This is a genomic window from Streptomyces speibonae, assembly GCF_984686075.1.
In genome coordinates this window covers 4,449,402-4,472,136 of record NZ_OZ480260.1, presented here as the reverse complement: position 1 = coordinate 4,472,136, position 22,735 = coordinate 4,449,402, and the positions used below count along the sequence as shown (strand labels likewise).

Genomic DNA, 22,735 nt, shown 5'->3' with positions numbered 1-22,735 from the left:
GTGTGCGCAGGCCCCAGCCCAGAGGAGGGACCCATGGCCGAAACCCCCGGCACGACGTCCGACGACCCGACGCAGGAGCGCGAGACGGAGCAGCCCGCCGAGATCAGGAACCTCACCCTGATAGCGGCCTGCGGCTGCGGCTCGGGCTGCGGCTGCGGGTGCCAGTCGGGCGCCCCGTGCCAGTGCGGCTGAGTCAGCACCTACGCGACAACTCGGCATCTGAGCCACGCGCGAAGACCCCGGCGACCCGGCACCGACGCCGGGGTCTTCGACGGCCGCCCGTCCGACCGCACGCACCCACTCACTCAGGCCACCGGCGAACCGACAACCCCCTCGGGCTCCGCCTCGCCCCGCTTCTCGACAGCCGCCCCCGCGACCGCCCCCGTCGGCAGCCCGCGCATCAGCAGCGCGTACCCGAGGCCGGCGACCGTACCGACGACGGCGCAGATCCCCCACAGCCACTCGGCGCCCCAGCGGTCGATGACGAATCCGGACATCAGCGGCGCGGCGAGGGCGGCGACCGCCCAGGACATGGTGTACATGCCCTGGTAGCGCCCGCGCCCGTGCACCGGGGAAAGCAGGACGACCAGCCCCGTCTGCGTCGGCGCGTTGACGATCTCGGCCAGCGTCCACACGCACACGGTGAGCGCGAAGACGGCGACCGAATCGGCGAACGCGGTCAGCCCGAACCCGTACCCCGCCAGCAGGGACGAGGCGACGAGCAGGTACCGCGGGTCCCGGTGCTCGATGAACCGCGTGACGGGCAGTTGGAGCACGACGATCAGCACGCCGTTGACGGCGATCGCCATGCCGAACTCCGCGGGCGTGAACCCCGCCTCCCCCATGGCGACGGGCAGTCCCAGGTACCCCTGCTGGAAGACGAAGGCGATGAGAAAGGACAGCCCGACGACACCCATGAACCGCCCGTCGCGCAGCACGGTCAGCAACGACACGGGCTCCCCCGCCACGGCCCCACCGGTGTCCTTCTCACTGGGCCGTGACTCGGGCAGCTTCACGAACACGAGCACGGCACACACCAGCGTCATGCCGGCCTCGAGCAGGAACCCGGCGAGATAGCTGACCTCGGCGATGAACCCCGCGCCCGCGGAGGAGATCGCGAAGCCGAGGTTGATGGCCCAGAAGTTGAGCGAGAAGGCCCGGATACGGTCCTCCGGCCGCACGATGTCCGCCATCATCGCCTGCACGGCGGGCCGGGAGGCGTTGGAGGCCATGCCGACGAGGAAGGCGACGGCCGCGATGGCGAACGGGTCCCGCATGAAGCCGAGCAGCGCGACGGAGGCCGCAGTCGCGGTCTGGGCGACGAGCAGGGTGGGCCGCCGCCCCAGCCGGTCGGTCATCACCCCGGCCCCGAGCGAGGAGATCACCCCGCCGAGCCCGTGGAGCGCGGCGACGAGACCGGCGTAGGAGGCGGAGTACCCGCGGTCGAGGGTCAGGTAGAGCGCCATGAAGGTGGCGACGAAGGCGCCGAGCCGGTTGACGAGGGTGCTGGTCCACAGCCACCAGAACTCACGGGGCAGCCCGGAGACGGACGCGCGCACGGCACGTCTCACTGCGACAACGGACACGAGGACCCCCGCACGGAAGAATGTAAGCAGTCACAAGCCGAGCACACCTTACGAACCCACCCCTCCGGAGGCCACTCAATTAACGCGCCCAGTCAACCGTCCGCCAGGCGGGCAGGGCGCGCGGCCCTCTCCTGCCGTCGATTACGCTCGGACACATGGCCGACGCACCGTACAAGCTGATCCTCCTCCGCCACGGCGAGAGCGAGTGGAACGAGAAGAACCTGTTCACCGGCTGGGTGGACGTCAACCTCACCCCGAAGGGCGAGAAGGAGGCGACGCGCGGCGGCGAACTGCTCAAGGACGCCGGTCTGCTGCCCGACGTACTCCACACCTCCCTCCAGAAGCGCGCGATCCGCACCGCGCAGCTCGCGCTGGAGGCCGCCGACCGCCTGTGGATCCCGGTGAACCGCAGCTGGCGCCTGAACGAGCGTCACTACGGCGCCCTCCAGGGCAAGGACAAGGCGCAGACCCTCGCGGAGTTCGGCGAGGAGCAGTTCATGCTCTGGCGCCGCTCCTACGACACCCCGCCGCCCCCGCTCGACAACGACGCCGAGTACTCCCAGTTCGCGGACCCGCGCTACGCGACCCTCCCGCCGGAGCTGCGCCCGCAGACGGAGTGCCTCAAGGACGTCGTCGTCCGCATGCTCCCGTACTGGTTCGACTCGATCGTCCCCGACCTCCTCACCGGCCGCACGGTCCTCGTCGCCGCCCACGGCAACAGCCTGCGGGCCCTGGTCAAGCACCTCGACGGCATCTCGGACGCCGACATCGCGGGCCTGAACATCCCCACGGGCATCCCCCTGTACTACGAACTCGACGCCGACTTCAAGCCGACCACCCCCGGCGGCAAGTACCTCGACCCGGAAGCGGCAGCCGCCGCCATCGAGGCAGTCAAGAACCAGGGCAAGAAGAAGTAAGCAGACGCCAGCAAGCCCCCTGCCTGCGGTTTTCCGTAAGTAGGGGGCTTGTCGCTGCACTGGGACCGCATATGGGCCGTGTGAAAGCGCGCGCCTTGGCTCCCGCACGACCTGGCCCGCGTCGGGCCCAAGTCAAGAAGCAGTGCCGTCTTCACTGACGTGCAGATCCTCTCGCATGCGCGCCCGAAGCACTGCGAGGGCATCGTCGTAGGTTCGGCGCCCCTCCAGGTACACGGGATCAGTGATCAGGGCTCCCTCCATCACCCGATCGCGAAGGTCTCGCAGACTGCGGAAGGCATCCTCCGACGCCTCTACCACACGACCGGGCGCACTGATGGTCATCTGGTACCTCAGTCCAATGCACGGGCCGAACGCTTCGCGCGCTGTGGTGCGGCGCGTCGAGGGCTCCAGGTCTGGGTCACGGGCCATGTTGCCGCAAGCGTGGCGAGCCTCAGACAGGCCGGCTAAGTAGTCTCCGTACAGGGCACGACGCGCTTGGGTCTCACGGTCTGAGCGCTCCCGCTTCCACCGTTGACGGTCCAGGAGCATGGCGGATCCTGTGGCGATCGCCGCGCCAACTACGGTGCTGATCAGGGTGATCCACTGCATGGACCGACCGTAGCCACGGCTACGGCGCCCCCACCGAACCGTCACGGCATGGTGTACCTACCGGCCGAGCACGTTGAGGTGATGTCGCACGAACGGGGAGAGCCGGGCGGGCGTCCGCGTTCAGCGATCAGCGGGGAGGAAGCGTGTTCACACGGGCCAGTGCAGCCGCCAGACCTGCGCGATCCCGGCGGTAGTTCCTCGCTCGATTCCACGCGTAGGTGAAGTAGATGCCCTGCACTGGTCTGGCTAGCTCGGCAAGTAGCAGGGCGCGTCGGCGCAGTCGCATGACGTCCGGTTCGTGATCATTCGAGGCCGAGGAGCGCGAGGGGGCGGCGAGGCTCGCGGGCGTTGCTATGCCGTTTCGCCGGTGTCCGCGACCAGGCGGACGAGGGTGTCGACGAGCTCGTCGGCGGTGGTGCGCCACGTGTCCTCTCCGAGGTGGCCGCTGAGTTCCATGTCTGCGATGCCGTGAGCGCCGGCCAGTAGCAGGGCTCCGTAGTGGTGTGCGTTCCGCTCCCCTACGAGGGCGGCGACGATGGCCAGGAACTCGTCCTGAAAGCGCACTGAGGCACGGATGGCTGCGGCGGGGTCGCCTTCCGGTCCGCAAAGCCGTCGCATGACGCGGTCGAGCCCTTCACCGCGCTCTCCCGGACCGTGCCCGGGCCGCTTGAACAACAATTGGTACCTGTACGGCTGGTCCCGGCCGACGCCGATGAGGGAGCGGAGAGCTCCGCGCAGCTTCTCGGAGGCCGGCAGGGCCGGGTCGGTCCGCAGGGCGTGCATCTGGTTGCCCAGCCGTTCCCAGCTCTCGGTCGCGACGGCATCCAGCAGGCTGTCCTTGCCAGTGAAATGCCGGTACGGCGCTCCCCGCGTCACGCCTGCCCGCGCGCCGATCTCGCGCAGGGTGACGGCCTCGGGGCCGCCGAGGTCGAGGAGTTCGGCGGCCGCGTCGAGCAGAGCGCGGCGGGTGAGGGCGGCGGATTCCGCACGGGTGGCCATGGCGCTCATCGTACATTCAGTTGACGATGTCATCTGAATTGGTAGCGTAGTTCAGGTGACAACGTCATCTGAACCCCAGAAGCTGATCGTCGTAACCGGCGCCTCCACGGGCATGGGCGAGGCGGCCGCCCGCGAACTGGCCCGTCAGGGATTCCACGTCCTGGCCGGCGTGCGACGCGTCCATGACGCCGACTCCATCCGATCGACCGGCATCGAGCCGGTCATCCTCGACATCACCAAGCCCGAGCAGGTGGAGGCACTCGCCGCGCGGGTCGCCGACGACCCGCGCGCGCTGCACGCGCTCGTCAACAACGCCGGCATCCAGGTGAACGCCGCGGTCGAAGCCCTGCCACTCGCGGAGTGGCGGCGGGTGTTCGAAGTCAACCTGTTCGGCCACATCGCCGTCACTCAGGCGCTCCTGCCCGCACTGCTGCGCAGCAAGGGCCGCGTGATCAACATCAGCTCGGTCGGCGGCACGGCCGCCATGGCCACATACGGCGCGTACGCCGGCACGAAGTTCGCCCTGGAGGCGGTCAGCGACTCGCTCCGCCGTGAGGTCGCGCCGTTGGGCGTACAGGTGGTCGTGGTCCGGCCCGGCGGTGTCCGCACGGAGATGGCCGCCCGCGGGGTCCAGGCGGCGAACGATCTGGCCGTCCGGATGACGCCGGAGCAGAACGAGCGCTACGGCAGCCTGGTCCAGGCGAACAACAAACTGATGACCACGGGCACCGCATCGGGCCTGACCGCCGACGCCGCCGCCCGGGTCATCGCGAAGGCCGTGACAACCCGCAAGCCACGCACCCGCTACACCGCCGGCCGGGACGCCGCCCTGATCACCCGCCTGGTCCGGATCCTGCCCGACCGCACGCTCGACCGCATCCTCGCCGCCAACCTGCGCCGCCACTACCCGAAGGAAACCGTCGCTTGACGAGGACGCCACCCCCAGCTGATGTCAGGGGGCGGCTTTGACGAGCCGGGACTGCTGGGTCCAGGTGGCTCCTGGGCGGGTGATGCCGGCCACCCAGCGAGCCCCGCACCGGCGAGCAGAACACCGCCTCGGGCCGGGCATCCGGCTTCAGCCGTTCACCGCAAGCCCGACAGTCCCTGTCCCCAGCCTTCTCGGCACCCTCAGACACCGGTCCAGGCCAGGGCGCAACAAAACGGACGTCATGCGACTACGCCGACGCCCTGCCACAGGTGGGGGCGACACCCTGACGCAATCCCCGGGTCAGTGGAAGACGCCGCTGTAGGCGTTGAGGGCCGGCTGGCCGCCGAGGTGGGCGTACAGGACGTTGGAGTCCTTCGGGATGTCGCCGTTCCGTACGAGGTCGATGAGGCCGGCCATGGATTTGCCCTCGTAGACGGGGTCGATGATCACGCCTTCGAGGCGTCCGCTGAGCCGGATGGCGTCCAGGGTGGACGGGACGGGGATGCCGTAGAGGTCGCCGGCCCAGCCCTCCAGGACCGTGATCTCCTCGTCGCGCAATTCCCGGCCCAGGCCGATGAGTTCGGCGGTGTTGCGGGCGATCTTCTCCACCTGGGCACGGGTCTCGGCCGGCTTGGCCGAGGCGTCGATGCCCAGCACGCGGCGCGGCCGGTCCTGGCCCGCGAAGCCGGCGATCATGCCCGCGTGGGTGCTGCCGGTGACGCTGCACACCACGATCGTGTCGAAGAAGACGCCGAGTTCACGTTCCTGCTGCCGCACTTCCTGCGCCCAGTTGGCGAAGCCCAGGCCGCCGAGGGGGTGGTCGGAGGCTCCGGCCGGGATCGCGTAGGGAGTGCCTCCGGCGGCCCGCACGTCCTCGAGGGCCTGGTGCCAGCTGTCCTTGAACCCGATGCCGAATCCCGCCCGGACGAGGCGGACGTCGGCCCCCATGATGCGGGACAGCAGGATGTTGCCGACCTTGTCGTTGACCGCGTCCGGCCAGTCCACCCAGCTCTCCTGGACCAGGACGGCCTTCATCCCGGCTCTGGCCGCGACCGCGGCCACCTGCCGGGTGTGGTTGGACTGCACCCCGCCGATGGTGACCAGGGTGTCGGCGCCCCGGCGCAGCACGTCGGGGATCAGGTACTCCAGTTTCCGGGTCTTGTTGCCGCCGTATGCCAGCCCGCTGTTGCAGTCCTCCCGCTTGGCCCAGATCCGGGCGCCGCCGAGGTGATCGCTGAGTCGGTCGAGGGGGTGCACGGGGCTCGGGCCGAACAGCAGCGGATAGCGCTCGAAGTCGTCGAGGGACATGGGTATCTCCAGGGACCAGGAAGGGCGGCCCGACAGGAACGGGCGGCCTGACAGCGGAAAGGCGGGCCATTCGCGACCGGCTACATGCGATATATTGGATGTGGGTGGTGGGATCCTGTCAAGGGTTCGTCCGGGCCCCGCCCGGCAGTCGGCTAACCGCCCGCCGCGGCGTGGCGCAGGAGCGGGGTGATGCGGTGGGGTACGAGTTCACGCATGGCCAGGGCCGTGGTCGTGCGTTCGATTCCGGGAACGGCGAGGATCTGCCCCGCGATCCGGTACAGATCCTCGGCGTCCCTGGCGACCACCCGGACCAGCAGGTCCGTCTCCCCGCTGAGCCCGAAGACCTCCACGACCTCCGTGAGACCCGACAGCGCCCGGGACACCTCGGCCAGGCGATGCTGGTCGACCTGTGCGGTGACGAACGCGGTGAGTGGATAGCCCAGAGTCTTCGCGGCGACCCGGCGTTCGAAGGAGCCCAGTGCGCCGCTCTGCTCCATCCTGGCCACCCGCGCCTGGACGGTGTTGCGGGACAGCCCCAGCCGTTCGGCGAGGGCGACGACGGTGGCCCGGGGGTCGGCGCCCAGGGCCAGCAGGATCCGGGCATCGGTCGCGTCGAGGGTGCGTTCGCTGTTCATGGTGCTCGGTCGGCCTCTCTCATTCGCCTCGCGAAGTGAGCAGAATGCTCAATCGGAAAGACACATCTTGTGCATCCGAGAAGTCATCTTTCTACTGGCGGAGCGCAACGCGGAGTTCCCGGGGCGTGACGCCAGTAGCGGAGGTGGTCTGTGATGGTCGGGAAGACCGGTCCGGTCGAGGTCGCTGCCGAGGGCTCGCGCCTCGTCACGCATGCCGAGCGCTCGCACCCCGGCAGGAGTGAGGCTCTCGCCGAGCTGCGGAGCATCGAGCAACGCGTCCTGTGGCTGTCCACCGCGATCGTCGACCACGCCAACCGGGTCCGGCCCAACCCCTCGGGGCTGAAGGTCGGCGGCCACCAGGCGTCCAGCGCCTCCATGACCTCGATCATGACGGCCCTGTGGTTCCACTCCCTGACCGCCGACGACCGGGTGTCGGTCAAGCCGCACGCCTCACCCGTGCTGCACGCGATCAATTACCTGCTGGGCGAGCTGGACGCGTCCCACCTCACCACCCTGCGCGCCTTCGGCGGCCTGCAGAGCTACCCCAGCCGGTCCAAGGACCCCGACACCGTCGACTACTCCACCGGCTCGGTCGGCATCGGCGCCACGGCGCCCCTGTGGGGTGCCATCGCCCGGCGGTACGTCGAGAGCCATGACGGCGGGGCCGGCAGGGGACGGCAGTACTCCCTGCTCGGGGACGCGGAGCTGGACGAAGGCGCGATCTGGGAGGCGATCCAGGACCCCATGGTGCCGGGCCTGGGCGAGGTCGTGTGGGTGGTCGACCTGAACCGGCAGTCGCTGGACAGGGTCGTGCCCGGCATCGCCGCGGACCGGCTGCGGGGCATGTTCGAGGCGGCGGGCTGGCAGGTGATCACCCTCAAGTACGGCCGTCTCCTGGAGGAGCTGCTCACCCGGCCGGGCGGTGACGCCCTGCGCGCCCGTATCGACGCCATGGGCAACCCCGAATACCAGCGCCTGCTGCGCTGCTCCGCCGGCCAGGTGCGTGACCGCCTGCCCGGCGCCGGTTCCACCGCGGGACCGGTCTCCGCGCTCATCGCGTCCCTGGACGACACGTCGCTGCTCGCGGCGCTGCGCAACCTGGGCGGTCACGACCTCGGCGCGTTGACGGACGCCTACGACGCCGTCGACGACACCCGCCCGACCGTGATCTTCGCCTACACCGTCAAGGGTCACGGACTGCCCACCGAGGGGCACCCGCAGAACCACTCGTCCCTGCTGACCGCCGATCAGATGAGGGCACTGGCCGACCGCCTGGGGACGGACCTCGACCACCCGTGGACGGGTTTCGCCGACGGTTCACCGGAGGCCGCCCTGTGCGCGGCCGCCGCCCAGCGGCTGCGCCGTCCCGCACGCACGCCCCAGCGGCCGCCCGCGGTCCCCACCGACCTCGGCCGCCCGGCGCCGGCCGGCAACGGCACCACCCAGCAGGCGCTCGGACGCACCCTGCTGGACCTCACCCGGCGGGCGCCGGAGGCGGCCGGCCGGATCGTCACCGTGAGCCCGGACGTCAGCTCCTCCACCAACCTCGGCGGCTGGCTCAACAAGGTCGGCGTGTGGTCGCAGGCCGAGCGCCCCGACTGGTTCGCCGACGACGCCGAGACGATCCTGCACTGGCGGGAGCGGCCCACCGGCCAGCACGTGGAACTGGGCATCGCCGAGACCAACCTGGTCGGCCTGCTCGGAGAACTGGGCGCCACCTGGAGCCGCTGGGACCGGCCGCTGCTCCCGATCGGCGTGGTCTACGACCCCTTCGTCAACCGGGCCCTGGAACCGTGGTCGTTCGGTATCTACGCCGGCGGTCAGTCGATCCTGGTCGGCACGCCCTCCGGGGTCACCCTCGCCCCCGAGGGCGGCGCGCACCAGTCGATCACCACGCCGTCCCTCGGCATCGAGCAGCCAGGCTGCGTCACCTACGAGCCCGCCTTCGCCATCGACGCCGAATGGTGCCTGCTCGCCGCGCTCGGCAACCTCGGCCACCCGGAGGGGAGTTCGGCCTATCTGCGGCTGTCCACCAAGCCGGTCGACCAGACGCTCGCGGCCGTGCCCGCCGACCCGGCCGCCCGCCAGCGGCGCCGCCGCCAGGTGACCGCGGGGGCCTACCGGCTGCGCCGGCACGTCAAGCCGGTGGTGACGCTGGCCGCCATGGGCGCCCTGGTCCCGGAGGCACTGGCCGCCGCCGACCGCCTCGCCGCCCTCGGCCACGGCGCCGACGTGGTCTGCGTGACCAGCCCCGACCTGCTCTTCCGTGCGCTCCAGGCCCGCCGCGGCCTGTCCGATGACCCGGCCTGGATCCTCGACCAGGTCTTCCCCGCCGACCGGGCCACCCCGCTCGTCACCGTCCTCGACGGCCATCCGCACACCCTGGCCTTCCTGGGCACGGTCCGGAACACGCCGGTCACGTCCCTGGGCGTGACCCGGTTCGGCCAGTCCGGCACGATCGAGGACGTCTACCGCCACCACGGCATCGACACGGACGGCATCATCGCCGCGGCGCTCGACCTCCTCCACTGAGAGCCCCGGAGGGGGTTCGACCGGCGCGATGTATGCCACGTACGATATTTCGCATGCCGGTTCCACAAGGTCGCGGGCTCGTCGCCCGGCCGCTGCTGCGGGAGAACGCCTACCGAGCGCTTCGGGACGCCATCGTCGACGGCACACTCGCTCCGGGCGAGCGCCTCAACGACGCCGACCTGACCGCTTGGCTGGGGGTCAGCCGTACTCCGATCCGGGAGGCCCTGGCGCGGCTGGAGCAGATCGGGCTGGTGCGGACCAAGCCGGGCAGTCACACGATCGTCAGCCCGCTGGACGCGCGGGCCGCCCATGACGCCCAGGCGGTGACGGCCGCCATGCACGAGTTGGCGGTACGGACCGCGGTACCGAACCTCTCCCCGGCCGAACTCGACATCATGCGGGAGGCGAACAGCCGGTTCGCCGCGGCTCTGCGTCACGACGACGCCGCGGCCGCGCTGACGGCGGACGAGGACTTCCACGGCGTCGCCGTCGCGGCCTGCGCCAACGGGGCGGTCCGTACGGTGCTGGAACAGTTCACGCCCGTGCTGCGCCGGGTGGTGCGGTTGCGGTTCTCCTCGCTGTCCGGCCGCTCCTCGGTCGCCCAGCACCAGCAGATCATCGAACTGTGCGAGGCCGGTGACGCGGAGGGGGCGGCCGCCGCGGTCCGGGCGAACTGGCAGACGCTCATCCCGTTGATCGACGGCCTGACGACGGACGGCTGAGCCGCCCGCGCGACGGGCAGAGGGCTTGCACAGCTGAGGGGGTGTGGTCCTCCCAGGAGCAGTGCGGCCTGTTCCCTCGCCCTGCGCTGACCCAGGATCGTTCGAAATCCACGACAACGCGGAGGACGGACACCATGCAGCAGCGCAGTCGACGGTCATGCGTCGCCCTCGCTTCCGCGCCAGGCGGCGTCGAGGTGCCGGAAAGCTGATGGCCGGGCACAGCGTACGAGGTACCGCCGGCGCGGTCATCGCCCTTCTGGCCGCCGCACTGATCGCCGGCTGCTCCACCCCCGGGTCGGGAACAGCCGCGGCGAATTCCGCACGAGCAACCCACACCGAGAGCAGCAGTCCTGTGACAGTGAACGAAGAACACCCCTACGTCGGCATGTGGGTGACCGCCGACCACCACATCCGGCAAGAACTCCTCCCGAACGGACGCTACGACGAGGCCCGCGGTACGCGCGCCTCCGCCTACACCGGGCGCTACTGGGTGAACGGCACCCACATCGAGTACAAGGACGACACCGGCTTCAGCGCCGACGGCACGTTCGACGGCGACGTCCTGCACCACGGCGGCTACGTCTTCTACCGCGAAGGCAGCGCCGCCCATCGCGCGGCGACCGGCGACTGATCGCACGCCCGCCGTCCGTGTTCGACCGCACGCCCGCCGTCCGTGGTCCGCGTCGCGGCGGCCCTCAGACGACGTCGAACTCGTTGCCCTCGGGGTCGTGCATCGCGGCGGCGTAGAGCCCCGTCTCCGGCTCGTTCCTGATCCGCAGCACGGTGGCACCGGCGTCGACGAGCCGTTCCACCGTTGCTGTGACCCGCTGGACGCGGACGTCCAGCGGGACATCACGGCCCCCGCCGGCCTTCAGGTCGAAGTGCCACCGGTTCTTGGCGGCCTTCGGCTCCGGGACCTGCTGGAACCACACCCTCGGTCCGTGCCCCGCGGGATCGATGATCGACTCCGGAATGTCCCCGGCACCGTCCGGCAACTCCTCCTCGGGCACCCCTGCCGCCCTCCAGTAGGCACGCCACGTGGCGTGCCCGGCCGGCGGAGGCTCAGGTACGTATCCCAGAGCCTCGGCCCAGAACGCCACCATCCGCTGAGGATCGGCGCAGTCGATCGTCAGCTGCACTGTCATCTCCATGCCCGGAGCATCCCAGGCGGGTCTGACAGCCGGATGCAGCGCAGCCCAGGCGTCTTCCGCCGGCTGAGGGCCGTTCACGTGATCCACGGCTGGGCCGTTTCCGGGCGGGCACACGCCAATCGCCCACTAATAGCGTTAAGTTAATCTGGCTCTCACTGAAACAATGGCGAACAGGAGTCCACCTCTTGGGGCCGGGTCCGCACCCCGCTGCCCCACGCGTCGGCGTCGGCCGCCTCCGGGCACTGTGCGGTCGACGGATCCGCCTCCACACCACAGCAAGGACCATGTACACACACGAGCCACGCTTCGCACCCAAGGACCGGGCCTCCGTACAACGCTCCGCGCGGTCAACGGCGACGTCGTCAGTTACCCCCATGCTGGCCCTGCAGCGGATGGCGGGCAACGCGGGGCTGACACGTGTGCTCAAGGAGGAGCGGGACAGCAGAGTGCAGGACGCCGGCACTCCCCCGGGTGCCTCTGTGACGGTCCCCCTTCAGAGGACCAGGTCGTCCGGTTCCCCCACGGTGCAGAGGGCCGAGGAGGACTACTCGGGTTGGGCCGCCGAGGCATACGCGCCGGTGGAGGGAATGAGCGGCAGCCTGTTCGGCACCTCGTCCAACGGCGGGCAGGGTTTCGGTCCCGCCCAGGACAACGCCTCCGCTCTCACCCAGGACAACGCCTCCGCCGGATCGGGCCTCCGCCGTTCGAACGCCCTCCGTCGGGCGAACGCCCCCGGCCGTTCCAGAGGCGGCGCACCCCGCGGCGCGCTGCAGGCGGCCCTCGTGAGTGTGGATGTGGAAAGAATCCCGCGCGAGGCGGTCTGGCGCACCTCTCGTGAGCCCTTGTACCGCAATGACAGCCGCCCCTGGTACATCGTTTTCGCGCAGGGCTTCGCGCCGAAGAATCCCGCCAACATGGATCTCGAGGATTTCCTGCACAGCAACGCGCCCTCGGCCTACGTGGCGACGACCAGGAAGAAGGACCTCAACTGGCCGTTCGAGGGCGGCGATGCCTACATCTATGAAATAGACGCACCCGGCGGTATCGACGCCAACAGGACGTACCCTCACACGATGAACCCGGACAAGTACGACGAGGCCGAGGTCGACTTCCCCGGCGGTATCGCCCCCAGGTTCATCAAGGGCTGCTGGGCACTCGCCGAGGACGGCACCCGCACATGGATCCCGAACGACGGCGCGGCGTGACGGACTCGTCACCAAGCGAAATATGGAGACCGTGACCACAGCGCAGAGCGGGTTCGTAGGCGCATACTGAGGGCGATGACGAAATCTGCTGCTCCTAAGCGCCACCTGCCCACCAGCCCCTTCAAGGCTGCCGTCGCACCGGCTCCCAAGCACTTCGCCGAGGGAGACCAGGTCACACATGATGTGTACGGCCTCGGCCGGGTGATCTCCGTCGAGGACGGGGTCGCCGCGCTCGTCGACTTCGGTTCGACGAGGACACGCATCCTGAGTCCGTACGCCAAGATGACCAAGCTCTAGGAAGAGAGACCTCTCATCGACCTGACCTCGCTGTTCTCCGCTCCGGAGGGGCAGCCGCGCAGTTCCGTCGCGGCCTCGCCCCCTCCGACGACCAACCCTTTCCGGGCTCCTGACTTCGTCGGGGAGGACGAGGCCTTCGCGGCCGAGGAAGGACCAGGGCCCTGCTCCGCCGCGTGAAACCGTCCTCTACTGCATGAACGCGGACCAGACCGTTTCCTTGAGGCCGGTCGTCGTGATGCCTGACGAGGATCCGGGGAGGCGGAGGTAGTCCGTGAAGAGGTCGGCGTGGCCGTCGCGGTCGGAATCGCGCAGGCGCAGGTGTTCGCCGAAGGACGCGCCCTCCTCCAGGCCGCCCGGCACGCCCTTGCTGGTGCGGTCGAAGAACTGTGACTTCGATCCGGTGAGCCCGGAGGCGCTGCCGCGCAGGATGTGGACGGCGCCCGCGTCGGCGTAGCCCCCGAGGTCCTCACCGGGGGCGGCGACGGCGAGGTCCGGGTAGCCGTCGCGGTTGACGTCGCCGACGGAGATCCGCGCGCCGAAGCGGTCGCCGACCTCCATGCCGCCGGCGACGCCCGCCGTGTTCTGGTTGATCTTGGTGACACTGCCGGGGCCGCTGGAGCCGCCGCGCCACAGGAGCACGCCGCCCTTGCCGTTGGCATTGGGGTGGCCGAGGGCGATGTCCCCGTACCCGTCCTTGTCGAAGTCGGCGATCCGGGTGTCCACCTCCCAGCTGGTGTCCTCCCCGGTGCCGAGTTTGTACGTCTTGCCGCGCGTGAGCGTGCTGCCGCCGCGGATGAACCAGGCGCCGCTGACGGTGTGCTCGCTTCCGTCCACCCCGCCGACGACCACCAGGTCGGCGGCCGCGTCCTTGGTGACCTTCCCGGCGGCCAGATGCTCCGCGGACATCTTGTCGTTGGTGAGCTTGGTGACCTTGCCGCTGAAGCCCGACTTGGTGAACGAGCCGACGTACACGTGCACGGTGTGGCCGTTGATGGTGGCCAGGTCGGGCCTGCCGTCGCCGTTGAAGTCACCGGCGGCCAGGTCGAGGCCCATCTGGGCGTAGCTCCGGGGTGCCTTGTTCGGGATGGACGTGGCACCGGACAGACCCGATGCCGACCCCCAGATGATCAGGACGGCGCCGCGGTCCTTGCCGGTGCCGACGTCCTCGTTGTAGACGCCGACGGCCAGGTCGGCGTAGCCGTCGCGGTTGAAGTCGGCGCCCACCATCGCGTTGCCGAAGCCGTCGCCCCACTCGTTGGCGCCGGGGATGCCCGCGCTGTTCTGCGTGATGTTCTGCTTGCGTCCGTTCGGCCCGGTGGCCGTTCCGTAGATGATGCCGACGGTCCCTGAGCCGTCCGAACCCGCGTCGGTGACGCTGCCGCCGTAGGCGTAGTCCCGGTAGCCGTCACCGTTGAAGTCGTCCGCGTACTTGGCGGGGGCGGCGGTCGCCGTGGGGGCGAGGAGAAGGGGCGAGCAGAGTGCCGTCGCGAGTGCGGCCGTGGCGGCCAGGACGGTGCGTGAGGAGGGCATGGTTCTCCGAAATCCCGTAAGTGCCCTGGGAACGGACACGTGAACTGGATCTTGGACGCTCATCCCGCACGGATGGTTGTACGCGGACAAGCCGCCACTTCCGCCCAGACGATCTTGCCGACGGCACGGCGCGGCACCCAGCCCCAGCGCTGCCCGCCCGCCCCGCCCCGCCGGAACGGCCCACGTCACCCGTGCGGGTGACTGGCTTGCAGGTGCGGGAAGCGCACGGCTACGTTCGCCGCGACCACCACAAACGAAGGCTCGAACGAACCTGGCCCTGACAAGCGGGCGGTGGACGCGCTTGACTGGCCCGCATGTCGACAACTCTTGGTGTTTCCACGCCCGATCAGGCCTCCTACATGTTGCGGGCCGCCGCCGGTGAGGCCGGGCGGGCGTACAAGGGGCGGATGCTCGATCTGCTGGACGTCCGGACGGGGCATGCCGTGCTGGATGTCGGGTGCGGGCCCGGTACGGATCTGCCCGCGCTGGCCGAACGCGCCGGTGACACCGGCACCGTGATCGGGGTGGACCGGGACGAGGCGATGCTGGCGCAGGCCCGTGCGCGCACGGCGGAGCTGCGGCGGGTGGAGGTTCGTGAGGGGGACGCGCACCAACTGCCCGTCGACGCGGGGAGCGTGGACCGCGCCAAGGTCGACCGGGTGCTGATGCACGTCGCCGAGCCCGCCGCCGTACTCGCGGAACTGCACCGCGTCACCCGCGCGGGCGCGCGCGTCGGGCTCGCGGAACCCGACTGGGACACGCTGATCGTCGACTCCGAGGACCTGGAGACGAGCCGGGCCTTCACGCGGTACACCACCGGGGTGGCGGTGCGCCACGCGACGATCGGCCGCCGTCTCGCGCGGCTCGCCGAACGGGCGGGCTTCCGCGTGGAGGACGTGAGCGCCACGACACCCGTCTTCCGTGACGTCACGGAGGCGGATCACACCCTCGGGCTGGGCCGCAATCTGCACAAGGCCATCGACGCGGGGGACATCGACGCGACGCGCGGCCGTGACTGGTTCGCCGGGCTGTCCGAAGGGCCGTTCCACGCCTCGTTCACGCTGATCAGCGTGGTCTGCACCCGCTGATTGCGCCCGCTGTGACGGCTTTGCACCCGGTGGTTGGGGGAGCGTTTGCCTCCGCCGGGTATCCCGGAGGCAGGCGTACGGGTGTGCGTCGTACGGCCGTTGTCACGGGGGATGCCATGACAGGACCGCGGAAGGCCGGACTCGCCGCGTCGGCGGTGCTGGGCGCGCTGCTGCTCACGGGCTGTGCCGACAAGACCGAAGTCATCACGTGGACCGATGAGCACGGCCGCGCCTGCACGGGCGTGGTGATCGACGACGGAGACGACAGTGACCGCGAGGTGACCAGCATCGACTGCGACTACCCGCCGGAGGGCGTCCAGCCGGGCAAGTCGACGACCATCCCCCTGCCGGACTGACCGGGGCGGAACAAAGCCGCACGGCCAAGCCATTCCCGTACCACCTCGAAGTCCCCCTCCGTCAGGCCCTTCGTCGGGTCCACCCGGTGGAGCAGGGCCGGGGCCGGGTGGGCGGCTTCGGTCCAGGTGCGGTCCGTCGCGCCGATCTCGTCGTCCAGCCAGACGAACGGGCGGGGGCCGGCCCACGCGGACAGGTGCCGGGTCTTCCAGTGGAGGCCGCGGGGCGCGGGGGTGCCGTCGTCGTGCTCCGGCCAGGGCACGACCGGCAGGCGGGGCAGGCCGAGGCGCGGGGCGATCGTGTCGTTGGCCTCGTGCTGCCAGGTCGTCGCCCACACAAGCTCGCAGGGGAGGGCGAGCAGGCGGGCGCCCACGGTGGGGTCGAGGCGGCCCAGCAGGGGGTGCCCGGCGTCCGTGAGCGGCCCCCGCGCGGGTGGTGCGCCGGAGCCGAAGGGGATCAGCGGGCCGTCCACGTCCAGGAAGAGGAGGGGGCGGCCGCCGGGCTCGGTCATGCCGTCAGCGTCTCACGGGTGCATCCTGGCCCCCTTCAGGACCTTGTCGACCGCGTTCCTCGGGCCGTGGACGGCCAGGCCGACCAGGTCCAGGCCGGTCGTGCCGACGGCGCGGACCGCCGCGCGGTTGGCCTCGTCGTGGCCCGTGGCGAACAGGTCGCCGGTGAAGACCGCGCGGGGCAGGGCCCGGGTGAGCGCCCGCGTGTGGGCCGTCCCGAGGGTTTCCTTCGAGCCCTGGAAGACCAGGACCGGCTGGCGGAACATCGGCAGGTACGGCACACCGTCCGCGTCCTCGTACGGCTCCCCGATCAGCTCGGGGAACTGCGTGCCCAGGCCGCTGACCAGGAACGCGGTGACGTTGAGGCGCTGCCAGGTCTCCAGGTCCTCGCGCAGCAGGACGGCGATCTTCGTGTCGAAGCGGGTGCTGGTGGTCATGGAGTGAGACTGCCGCTCCGGCCGCCGCGCGGTCTTGTACGTTGTTTGCATGCCCTCCCAGGCAGCGTCCGGGGCGACGGTCTCCGCCTGGCGGCCCCAGGTACCGGGCGTCGTCGAGGTGTTCCACGCCCGTTTCACCGAGTACGCCTACCCGATGCACGTCCACGACGCCTGGACGCTGCTCATCGTCGACGACGGCGCCGTACGGTACGACCTGGACCGGCACGAGCACGGCACCCCGCACGACACGGTGACGCTGCTGCCGCCGCACGTCCCCCACAACGGCGCCCCCGCCACGGCCGGCGGCTTCCGCAAGCGGGTGCTGTACCTGGACACCACCCGGCTCGGGGACGATCTCATCGGGGCCGCCGTCGACCGGCCCGATCTGCGGGACCCGCTGCTGCGTCGGCGCGTCGGGCAGGTGCACTCCGCGCTGGTGCGGCCCGGCGACGAACTGGAGGCCGAGAGCCGGCTGACGCTCGTCGGGGAGCGGCTGCGGGAGCATCTGCGCTCGCGCGACGGCGCCGGAGCGGTCCGCCGGGACCCCGTGCTCGCGCGGCGGCTGCGGGAGCTGCTGGACGCGCGGGTGGTCGAGGGGCTCACCCTGGAGGAGGCGGGCGCGCTGCTGTCCGCGCACCCCGCGCACCTGGTACGGGCGTTCAGCGGGGCGTACGGCATCGCGCCGCACCAGTATCTGATGTCCCGGCGGGTGGGGCGGGCGCGGCGGCTGCTGCTGGCGGGGCGGTCACCGAGCGAGGTGGCGGTCGCCACCGGGTTCTACGACCAGGCCCATCTGACCCGGCACTTCCGGAAACTCGTGGGCGTCACTCCGGGACACTACCGGGCGACGGGCGCTCCAGCAGGTGGGTGAACGCGTCCAGGTTGCGGGTGGACTCGCCGCGTGACACCCGCCAGGCGTACTCCTTGCGGATCGCGGAGGCGAAGCCGAGTTCCAGGAGCGTGTTGAAGCTGCCGTCGGCGGCTTCGAGGACCTGGCCGAGGAGGCGGTCGATCTCCTGCGCGGTGACCGCGGACAGGGGCAGCCGTCCGGTGACGTAGATGTCGCCGAGCGGGTCGACGGCGTAACTCACGCCGAAGAGCTTGAGGTTGCGCTCGAGGAGCCAGCGGTGGACCGCGCCCTCGTTCTCGTCGGGGTGGCGGATGACGAAGGCGTTCAGGGAGAGCGTGTGCCGGCCGGCGATCAGGGAGACGGTCGTGGAGAGCTTGCGGGTGCCGGGGAGCTTCACCACGTACGACCCCGGGGCGGGGCTCTCCCACTCCAGTTCCGCGTCCTTCAGCACACCCTCGACGACCTGCGCCGCCTCCGCCGCTTTGTCAGCCATGGTGCGAGCGTACGTGACGGCGGTGGACCTGGGTCGCGGCCGTGTAGACGTCCGCCGTGGCGGCGGCCGCGGTGTCCCAGCCGAAGGACTGGGCGTGCCGGGCGGCAGCCACGCCCATGCGGGCGGCGAGGGGCGGGTGGTCGGCGAAGTCGCGCAGCACGCGCGCGTACGCGGCGGGATCGTGGCCCTGCACGAGGAAGCCGGTGTGCCCGTCCCGTACGGCGACGGGCAGGCCGCCGACCGCCGCGGCGAGCACCGGGGTGCCGGAGGCCTGCGCCTCTATGGCGGCCAGGCCGAAGGACTCGCTGTAGGAGGGCATGACGAGGACGGACGCCGCGCGGAACCAGTCCGCGAGCTGTTCCTGCCCGACGGGCGGGTGGAAGCGGACGACGTCGGCGATGCCGAGCCGCGCGGCGAGCTTCTGCAGGCCCTCCGGTTTGGCGAGGCCGCTGCCGCTGGGGCCGCCGACCACGGGGACGCAGATGCGGCCGCGCAGCTCGGGGCGCTGGTCGAGGAGGACGGCGACCGCGCGGAGCAGGACGTCGGGGGCCTTGAGGGGCTGGATGCGTCCCGCGAAGAGGGGGATCAGGGCGTCCTCGGGGAGACCGAGGCGCGCCCGCGCGGCGGCGCGGCCGTCGGCGGGGCGGAAGCGGGCCAGGTTCACGCCGGGGTGGACGACGGCGACCTTGCCGGGGTCGGCGGCGTAGTGCTCCATGAGTTCGCCGGCCTCTTCGGAGGTGTTGGCGATCAGCCGGTCGGCGGCGGAGACGATCTGGGTCTCGCCGATGACGCGGGCGGCGGGCTCGGGGGTGTCGCCGTCGGCGAGGTTGGCGTTCTTGACCTTGGCCATGGTGTGCATGGCGTGCACCAGGGGGACGCCCCAGCGCTGGGCGGCGAGCCAGCCGACGTGCCCGGAGAGCCAGTAGTGGGAGTGGACCAGGTCGTAGTGGCCGGGGCGGTGGCCGGCCCAGGCCTGCATCACCCCGTGGGTGAAGGCGCACAGCTGGGCGGGGAGGTCCTCCTTGGCCAGACCCTCGTAGGGGCCGGCGTCGACGTGCCGGACCAGGACGCCGGGGGCGAGCTCCACGGTGGGCGGGAGGGAGGCGGCGGTCGCGCGGGTGAAGATCTCGACCTCGATGTTGATCGCGGCGAGGCGCTGCGCGAGCTCCACGATGTAGACGTTCATGCCGCCCGCGTCGCCGGTGCCCGGCTGGTGGAGCGGGGAGGTGTGCACGGTGAGCATCGCCACGCGGCGCGGCCTGCGGTGCAGGCGCAGCCGCGGCGGCGCGGCGGGGGAGCGCCGGCCGAGCCTCGCGATGTACTGGCTCACGTGGCGTTCCTCCTCGCTGTGGGCATGCCTGGCGGAGGGTGGTGCGGCCCTCCGTGACCTCAACACCGGAAGGCTCGGTTCCCATTTCCGGTCGGCGACCCCGGTCACGGTCTTTGCCGAATCATTACCGACTGTCGCTCAACCGTTCGAGACCGTGACACGTCCCCCACGTGGGGACGCTTTCGCGGGTACCCGCATACTCGGACGTATGACAGTCCGCGCCCCACGCCCCCTGGGCACCGTGACGCGCGGCACCACCAACCCCAACCGGCTGCGCCGCATGGACCGCTGGATCGCGGTCACGCACGGCGCGGAACTGCGCCGCGCGGAGCACTCCGCCGCCGTCGACCTCGGCTACGGCGCGGCGCCCTGGACGGCTGTCGAGCTGCTGCACCGGCTGCGCTCGGTGGCGCCCCGCGCCCACGTGACGGGCGTCGAGATCGACCCGGCCCGGGTCGCGGCGGCACGGCCGTACGAGCGCGAGGGGCTGGTCTTCCGGCACGGCGGCTTCGAGGTCCCGGTCCCGGGGCGGCCGGTGCTCATCCGCGCGGCGAACGTGCTGCGCCAGTACGACGAGGCGGAGGTCGCCGCCGTGTGGCGCCGGCTGTGCGCGCGGCTCGCACCGGCCGACCCGGCGACGGGGGCGCGCGGCGGGCTGCTGGTCGAGGGCACGTGTGACGAGATCGGACGCCGGCACGTGTGGGTGGCGCTCGGTCCGGAGGGGCCGCGCACCGTCACCTTCGCGACCCGGCTCGGCTCCCTGGAGCGCCCGTCCGACCTGGCCGAGCGCCTGCCGAAAGCGCTCATCCACCGCAACGTCCCCGGTGAGCCGGTGCACGCCTTCCTGCGCGACTTCGACCGCGCCTGGGCCGCCGCCGCGCCCTACGCCTCCTACGGCGCCCGGCAACGCTGGATCCGGACGGTACGGGACCTCACGGCCGACTGGCCGGTGACGGACGGCCCGTCGCGGTGGCGCCAGGGCGAAGTCACGGTGCGGTGGGGGGCGTTGGCGCCGCGGGGGTGACGGGGGCGCGTCCGCGCGGGACTGGCGGGAGCCGCGTGGCGCGCGCGGGAGTGACGGCGAGCCGCGAGCCCCGGCCGGGGTCGCCCAGTGGCTGTGACGCCCGCCTGGAACCGACCGGCAGCCGTGACACCGCGCGGGAGGGACCCGGGCCCGTAACGCCCCGCCCACCGCGCGGAAGGGACCCAGGCCCGTAACTCCCCGCCGACGCCGACCAGCAGCCGTGACGCCCGCACCGGACCGGCCGGCAACCGCGACACCGCGCGGGAAGGGCCCGGGACCATGACACCCGCCCGAGAGGAACCGCGAACACCCGCGCGGGAGAAGCCGCGAGCGTGACGCCCCGCGCGGCAGGAACCACGAGCGTGACACCCCGCACGGTTTCCACCGGGCCCGTGACGCCCGCACCGGACCGGCCGGCAACCGCGACACCGCGCGGGAAGGGCCCGGGACCATGACACCCGCCCGAGAGGAACCGCGAACACCCGCGCGGGAGAAGCCGCGAGCGTGACGCCCCGCGCGGCAGGAACCACGAGCGTGACACCCCGCACGGTTTCCACCGGGCCCGTGACGCCCGCACCGGACCGGCCGGCAACCGCGATACCGCGCGGGAAGGGCCCGGGGCCATGACACCCGCCCGAGAGGAACCGCGGGCCATGACGCCCCGCGCGGAACCCGTCGGGCCCGTGGCGGCGGCCGCACCGGACCGGCCAGCGGCCCTGGCGTCCGCGCCGGAGGAACGATCTCCGTGAGTTGTTCGTCACATGGGTGGGGCGATCGTCGCGCCGGGGATTGCACGGGCGGGAGGGACGGGAAGGACTCCCTCTGTCGTTTCACGCCGCGGCATGGCAGCATCCCCCTGGCGACCATTTGTTACTGACGGTTAATCAAGCGGGGGGTGGCCTCATGGGGACGGGCAGGCGCGGAATGCTCGCGGCGGCCGTGACCGTGGTCTGCGCGGTGACCGTACTGGCACTGCCCGGTACGGCGTTCGCGGCCCCCACTCCCCCGCCGCCCCCGGGCACGACCGCGAGCGTCACCGTGGTCGACGGCCCCGACGAGGAACTCGAAGCCGTCCGCAAGAAGCTCGACAAGCTCTACCGCGCGGCGGCCGTCGCCACCGAGGAGTACAACGCCGCGGAGGAGAAGGCGAAGAAGCAGTCCGCCGAGATCGTGCGGCTGGCGGAGAAGATCGTCAAGGGCCGCGAGCGGCTGGACGAGCTCAAGGAGCGCGCGGGCGCCGCGGCCGCCGCCCAGTACCGCGGCGGCGGGCTGCCGCCCGAGGCCCACCTCATGCTGAGCGACAGCCCGCAGGAGTTCCTCGACGGCGCGGGCCGGGTACGGCAGGGCGAGCACGCCACCAAGGGGCTGCTGCGGGAAATGTCCCGCACCCAGCAGGACTTGGAGCAGTACGCCCAGGACGCGGAAACCCAGTTCAAGGAACTGGAAACGGTCCGCAAGGCCAAGGCCAAGTCCCAGAAGAAGATCGAGAAGCAGATCAAGGCGGCCGAGAAGCTCGAGTCCGAGCTGAAGGAAGAGGAGAAGCAGCGCCTGGCCCGGATGGAGCGGCGCGCCGCCGACCAGGCCCAGGCCGGCTGGCTCAGCTCCGGCATCCTGGACGACATCGACGGCAAGGCGACGGAGCAGGGCAAGAAGGCCGTCGCGTACGCCACCGCGCAGATCGGGAAGCCGTACCAGTGGGGCGCGGAGGGGCCGAAGGCGTACGACTGCTCCGGACTCACCTCACAGGCCTGGATATCGGCCGGGCGGACCATACCGCGCACCTCACAGGAGCAGTGGAGGCAGCTGGAGCGCGTGGAGATCGAGGACATGCGGCCCGGTGACCTCATCATCTACTTCAAGGACGCCACCCACGTCGGCATGTACCTGGGCGACGGCATCATGGTGCACGCCCCGCGCCCCGGGCGGTCCATCACGCTCGCGGGGGCCGGATCGATGCCGATCCTGGGGGTCGTACGCCCGGACGCGGACACGGGCCCGGACACGGGCCCGGACACGGACTGAACGGCGGGGCACCCCGCGCGGGTGTGCCCAACGCCCCGGTGACACAGGCCACGTGACCCACTGCACGTGGATCTTGCGATCAAACCCCCTGGGGACGTGACGTTCGTCATTCCCACAGCACACCCGGCCTGTCCAACTGCGTTAGCAAACGCGGCATATGACAATGGCCGAGGGCGCGGCGGCGTGGTCTCCACCATTCCGCTGCGGCG

The 22,735-nt window shown here is 71.2% G+C and carries 24 protein-coding genes; 13 read left to right on the top strand and 11 right to left on the bottom strand.

All coding sequences use genetic code 11. The annotated features are described in order from the left end of the window. Positions 1 to 33: 33 nt before the first annotated feature. Positions 34 to 192, top strand: a complete 159-nt coding sequence (locus AC5L3C_RS20330) for a hypothetical protein (protein WP_164555686.1) — start codon at positions 34 to 36, stop codon at positions 190 to 192. Between the two features lie 113 nt (positions 193 to 305). Here AC5L3C_RS20330 and AC5L3C_RS20325 read toward each other — a convergent pair whose 3' ends face one another. After that, positions 306 to 1,586, bottom strand: coding sequence for an MDR family MFS transporter (locus AC5L3C_RS20325; RefSeq protein ID WP_493650204.1), 1,281 nt, complete (start codon positions 1,584 to 1,586; stop codon positions 306 to 308). A gap of 155 nt (positions 1,587 to 1,741) precedes the next feature. On the opposite strand from AC5L3C_RS20325, the gene AC5L3C_RS20320 reads away from it, so the two are divergent. Continuing rightward, the gene (locus tag AC5L3C_RS20320; RefSeq protein WP_493650203.1) at positions 1,742 to 2,503 is read left to right on the top strand and encodes a phosphoglyceromutase; all 762 of its coding nucleotides are present in this window, start codon (positions 1,742 to 1,744) and stop codon (positions 2,501 to 2,503) included. A gap of 132 nt (positions 2,504 to 2,635) precedes the next feature. Here AC5L3C_RS20320 and AC5L3C_RS20315 read toward each other — a convergent pair whose 3' ends face one another. Both AC5L3C_RS20315 and AC5L3C_RS20310 read right to left on the bottom strand, forming a co-directional pair. Next, positions 2,636 to 3,112 (bottom strand): hypothetical protein, encoded by a 477-nt coding sequence (locus AC5L3C_RS20315; protein WP_125505617.1) that lies wholly within the window; start codon positions 3,110 to 3,112, stop codon positions 2,636 to 2,638. Between the two features lie 351 nt (positions 3,113 to 3,463). Beyond that, the gene (locus AC5L3C_RS20310; RefSeq protein WP_125505616.1) at positions 3,464 to 4,111 is read right to left on the bottom strand and encodes a TetR/AcrR family transcriptional regulator; all 648 of its coding nucleotides are present in this window, start codon (positions 4,109 to 4,111) and stop codon (positions 3,464 to 3,466) included. Between the two features lie 55 nt (positions 4,112 to 4,166). Here AC5L3C_RS20310 and AC5L3C_RS20305 point away from each other — a divergent pair, with 55 nt between their 5' ends. Continuing rightward, complete coding sequence (locus AC5L3C_RS20305) at positions 4,167 to 5,039, top strand: SDR family NAD(P)-dependent oxidoreductase (protein ID WP_493650202.1); 873 nt, start codon at positions 4,167 to 4,169, stop codon at positions 5,037 to 5,039. Positions 5,040 to 5,339: 300 nt separating this feature from the next. On the opposite strand, the gene AC5L3C_RS20300 is transcribed toward AC5L3C_RS20305, so the two are convergent. Next, a complete protein-coding gene (locus AC5L3C_RS20300; protein ID WP_125505614.1) occupies positions 5,340 to 6,347 on the bottom strand; it encodes a 1-aminocyclopropane-1-carboxylate deaminase in 1,008 nt (335 codons plus the stop codon). Positions 6,348 to 6,499: 152 nt separating this feature from the next. Further along, positions 6,500 to 6,982: an Lrp/AsnC family transcriptional regulator gene (locus AC5L3C_RS20295; RefSeq protein ID WP_125505613.1), complete on the bottom strand. Its 483-nt coding sequence runs from the start codon at positions 6,980 to 6,982 to the stop codon at positions 6,500 to 6,502. 153 nt (positions 6,983 to 7,135) lie between these two features. Between AC5L3C_RS20295 and AC5L3C_RS20290 the strand changes: the two genes are divergently transcribed. The 3 genes from AC5L3C_RS20290 (at position 7,136) to AC5L3C_RS20280 (ending at position 10,867) form a co-directional block, all read left to right on the top strand. Then, positions 7,136 to 9,514, top strand: a complete 2,379-nt coding sequence (locus AC5L3C_RS20290) for a thiamine pyrophosphate-binding protein (RefSeq protein WP_493650201.1) — start codon at positions 7,136 to 7,138, stop codon at positions 9,512 to 9,514. Positions 9,515 to 9,567: 53 nt separating this feature from the next. Then, positions 9,568 to 10,236, top strand: coding sequence for a GntR family transcriptional regulator (locus tag AC5L3C_RS20285; protein ID WP_125505612.1), 669 nt, complete (start codon positions 9,568 to 9,570; stop codon positions 10,234 to 10,236). 352 nt (positions 10,237 to 10,588) lie between these two features. After that, entirely contained in the window at positions 10,589 to 10,867 is a 279-nt protein-coding gene (locus AC5L3C_RS20280) for an Atu4866 domain-containing protein (RefSeq protein WP_493650200.1), read from the top strand. Between the two features lie 64 nt (positions 10,868 to 10,931). Here AC5L3C_RS20280 and AC5L3C_RS20275 read toward each other — a convergent pair whose 3' ends face one another. Continuing rightward, complete coding sequence (locus tag AC5L3C_RS20275) at positions 10,932 to 11,387, bottom strand: VOC family protein (RefSeq protein WP_493650199.1); 456 nt, start codon at positions 11,385 to 11,387, stop codon at positions 10,932 to 10,934. A gap of 587 nt (positions 11,388 to 11,974) precedes the next feature. On the opposite strand from AC5L3C_RS20275, the gene AC5L3C_RS20270 reads away from it, so the two are divergent. Further along, positions 11,975 to 12,592, top strand: coding sequence for a scabin-related ADP-ribosyltransferase (locus tag AC5L3C_RS20270; protein ID WP_493650198.1), 618 nt, complete (start codon positions 11,975 to 11,977; stop codon positions 12,590 to 12,592). A 75-nt stretch (positions 12,593 to 12,667) separates the two neighbouring features. Then, complete coding sequence (locus AC5L3C_RS20265) at positions 12,668 to 12,889, top strand: hypothetical protein (protein ID WP_125505609.1); 222 nt, start codon at positions 12,668 to 12,670, stop codon at positions 12,887 to 12,889. Between the two features lie 186 nt (positions 12,890 to 13,075). On the opposite strand, the gene AC5L3C_RS20260 is transcribed toward AC5L3C_RS20265, so the two are convergent. Beyond that, positions 13,076 to 14,419, bottom strand: coding sequence for an FG-GAP and VCBS repeat-containing protein (locus tag AC5L3C_RS20260; protein WP_493650197.1), 1,344 nt, complete (start codon positions 14,417 to 14,419; stop codon positions 13,076 to 13,078). Between the two features lie 314 nt (positions 14,420 to 14,733). On the opposite strand from AC5L3C_RS20260, the gene AC5L3C_RS20255 reads away from it, so the two are divergent. Both AC5L3C_RS20255 and AC5L3C_RS20250 read left to right on the top strand, forming a co-directional pair. Beyond that, positions 14,734 to 15,507: a methyltransferase domain-containing protein gene (locus AC5L3C_RS20255; RefSeq protein WP_493650196.1), complete on the top strand. Its 774-nt coding sequence runs from the start codon at positions 14,734 to 14,736 to the stop codon at positions 15,505 to 15,507. A 116-nt stretch (positions 15,508 to 15,623) separates the two neighbouring features. Continuing rightward, positions 15,624 to 15,863 (top strand): hypothetical protein, encoded by a 240-nt coding sequence (locus AC5L3C_RS20250; RefSeq protein ID WP_493650195.1) that lies wholly within the window; start codon positions 15,624 to 15,626, stop codon positions 15,861 to 15,863. On the opposite strand, the gene AC5L3C_RS20245 is transcribed toward AC5L3C_RS20250, so the two are convergent. Further along, a complete protein-coding gene (locus AC5L3C_RS20245; protein WP_493650194.1) occupies positions 15,806 to 16,372 on the bottom strand; it encodes an HAD domain-containing protein in 567 nt (188 codons plus the stop codon). The genes AC5L3C_RS20250 and AC5L3C_RS20245 overlap by 58 nt on opposite strands. A 12-nt stretch (positions 16,373 to 16,384) precedes the next feature. Then, positions 16,385 to 16,858, bottom strand: coding sequence for a DUF2000 family protein (locus tag AC5L3C_RS20240; RefSeq protein ID WP_493650193.1), 474 nt, complete (start codon positions 16,856 to 16,858; stop codon positions 16,385 to 16,387). On the opposite strand from AC5L3C_RS20240, the gene AC5L3C_RS20235 reads away from it, so the two are divergent. After that, on the top strand, positions 16,857 to 17,678 hold the full coding sequence (locus AC5L3C_RS20235) for a helix-turn-helix transcriptional regulator (protein WP_493650192.1): 822 nt from the start codon (positions 16,857 to 16,859) through the stop codon (positions 17,676 to 17,678). The two genes, AC5L3C_RS20240 and AC5L3C_RS20235, sit on opposite strands and share 2 nt — an antisense overlap. On the opposite strand, the gene AC5L3C_RS20230 is transcribed toward AC5L3C_RS20235, so the two are convergent. Then, the gene (locus AC5L3C_RS20230) at positions 17,632 to 18,150 is read right to left on the bottom strand and encodes a type III secretion system chaperone family protein (RefSeq protein ID WP_493650191.1); all 519 of its coding nucleotides are present in this window, start codon (positions 18,148 to 18,150) and stop codon (positions 17,632 to 17,634) included. The genes AC5L3C_RS20235 and AC5L3C_RS20230 overlap by 47 nt on opposite strands. After that, positions 18,143 to 19,480 carry a D-inositol-3-phosphate glycosyltransferase gene (mshA, locus tag AC5L3C_RS20225; RefSeq protein ID WP_493650190.1) on the bottom strand — a complete coding sequence of 446 codons (1,338 nt, stop codon included), beginning with the start codon at positions 19,478 to 19,480 and terminating at the stop codon, positions 18,143 to 18,145. The genes AC5L3C_RS20230 and mshA overlap by 8 nt, the downstream gene beginning before the upstream one ends. A gap of 208 nt (positions 19,481 to 19,688) precedes the next feature. Between mshA and AC5L3C_RS20220 the strand changes: the two genes are divergently transcribed. Both AC5L3C_RS20220 and AC5L3C_RS20215 read left to right on the top strand, forming a co-directional pair. Continuing rightward, a complete protein-coding gene (locus AC5L3C_RS20220) occupies positions 19,689 to 20,504 on the top strand; it encodes a class I SAM-dependent methyltransferase (RefSeq protein ID WP_493650189.1) in 816 nt (271 codons plus the stop codon). 903 nt (positions 20,505 to 21,407) lie between these two features. Continuing rightward, positions 21,408 to 22,526, top strand: a complete 1,119-nt coding sequence (locus AC5L3C_RS20215) for a C40 family peptidase (protein WP_493650188.1) — start codon at positions 21,408 to 21,410, stop codon at positions 22,524 to 22,526. Positions 22,527 to 22,735 lie beyond the last annotated feature (209 nt).

What these genes read in the sequence shown, in the direction of transcription:
- AC5L3C_RS20240 (WP_493650193.1), bottom strand. Translation starts at nt 16,858, where the DNA reads ATGCAAACAACGTACAAGACCGCGCGGCGGCCGGAGCGGCAGTCTCAC.
- AC5L3C_RS20320 (WP_493650203.1), top strand. Translation starts at nt 1,742, where the DNA reads ATGGCCGACGCACCGTACAAGCTGATCCTCCTCCGCCACGGCGAGAGC.
- AC5L3C_RS20265 (WP_125505609.1), top strand. Translation starts at nt 12,668, where the DNA reads ATGACGAAATCTGCTGCTCCTAAGCGCCACCTGCCCACCAGCCCCTTC.
- AC5L3C_RS20275 (WP_493650199.1), bottom strand. Translation starts at nt 11,387, where the DNA reads ATGGAGATGACAGTGCAGCTGACGATCGACTGCGCCGATCCTCAGCGG.
- AC5L3C_RS20250 (WP_493650195.1), top strand. Translation starts at nt 15,624, where the DNA reads ATGACAGGACCGCGGAAGGCCGGACTCGCCGCGTCGGCGGTGCTGGGC.
- AC5L3C_RS20300 (WP_125505614.1), bottom strand. Translation starts at nt 6,347, where the DNA reads ATGTCCCTCGACGACTTCGAGCGCTATCCGCTGCTGTTCGGCCCGAGC.
- AC5L3C_RS20310 (WP_125505616.1), bottom strand. Translation starts at nt 4,111, where the DNA reads ATGGCCACCCGTGCGGAATCCGCCGCCCTCACCCGCCGCGCTCTGCTC.
- AC5L3C_RS20330 (WP_164555686.1), top strand. Translation starts at nt 34, where the DNA reads ATGGCCGAAACCCCCGGCACGACGTCCGACGACCCGACGCAGGAGCGC.
- AC5L3C_RS20260 (WP_493650197.1), bottom strand. Translation starts at nt 14,419, where the DNA reads ATGCCCTCCTCACGCACCGTCCTGGCCGCCACGGCCGCACTCGCGACG.
- AC5L3C_RS20235 (WP_493650192.1), top strand. Translation starts at nt 16,857, where the DNA reads ATGCCCTCCCAGGCAGCGTCCGGGGCGACGGTCTCCGCCTGGCGGCCC.
- AC5L3C_RS20245 (WP_493650194.1), bottom strand. Translation starts at nt 16,372, where the DNA reads ATGACCGAGCCCGGCGGCCGCCCCCTCCTCTTCCTGGACGTGGACGGC.
- AC5L3C_RS20215 (WP_493650188.1), top strand. Translation starts at nt 21,408, where the DNA reads ATGGGGACGGGCAGGCGCGGAATGCTCGCGGCGGCCGTGACCGTGGTC.
- AC5L3C_RS20255 (WP_493650196.1), top strand. Translation starts at nt 14,734, where the DNA reads ATGTCGACAACTCTTGGTGTTTCCACGCCCGATCAGGCCTCCTACATG.
- AC5L3C_RS20270 (WP_493650198.1), top strand. Translation starts at nt 11,975, where the DNA reads ATGAGCGGCAGCCTGTTCGGCACCTCGTCCAACGGCGGGCAGGGTTTC.
- AC5L3C_RS20290 (WP_493650201.1), top strand. Translation starts at nt 7,136, where the DNA reads ATGGTCGGGAAGACCGGTCCGGTCGAGGTCGCTGCCGAGGGCTCGCGC.
- AC5L3C_RS20315 (WP_125505617.1), bottom strand. Translation starts at nt 3,112, where the DNA reads ATGCAGTGGATCACCCTGATCAGCACCGTAGTTGGCGCGGCGATCGCC.
- AC5L3C_RS20295 (WP_125505613.1), bottom strand. Translation starts at nt 6,982, where the DNA reads ATGAACAGCGAACGCACCCTCGACGCGACCGATGCCCGGATCCTGCTG.
- AC5L3C_RS20230 (WP_493650191.1), bottom strand. Translation starts at nt 18,150, where the DNA reads ATGGCTGACAAAGCGGCGGAGGCGGCGCAGGTCGTCGAGGGTGTGCTG.
- AC5L3C_RS20220 (WP_493650189.1), top strand. Translation starts at nt 19,689, where the DNA reads ATGACAGTCCGCGCCCCACGCCCCCTGGGCACCGTGACGCGCGGCACC.
- AC5L3C_RS20285 (WP_125505612.1), top strand. Translation starts at nt 9,568, where the DNA reads ATGCCGGTTCCACAAGGTCGCGGGCTCGTCGCCCGGCCGCTGCTGCGG.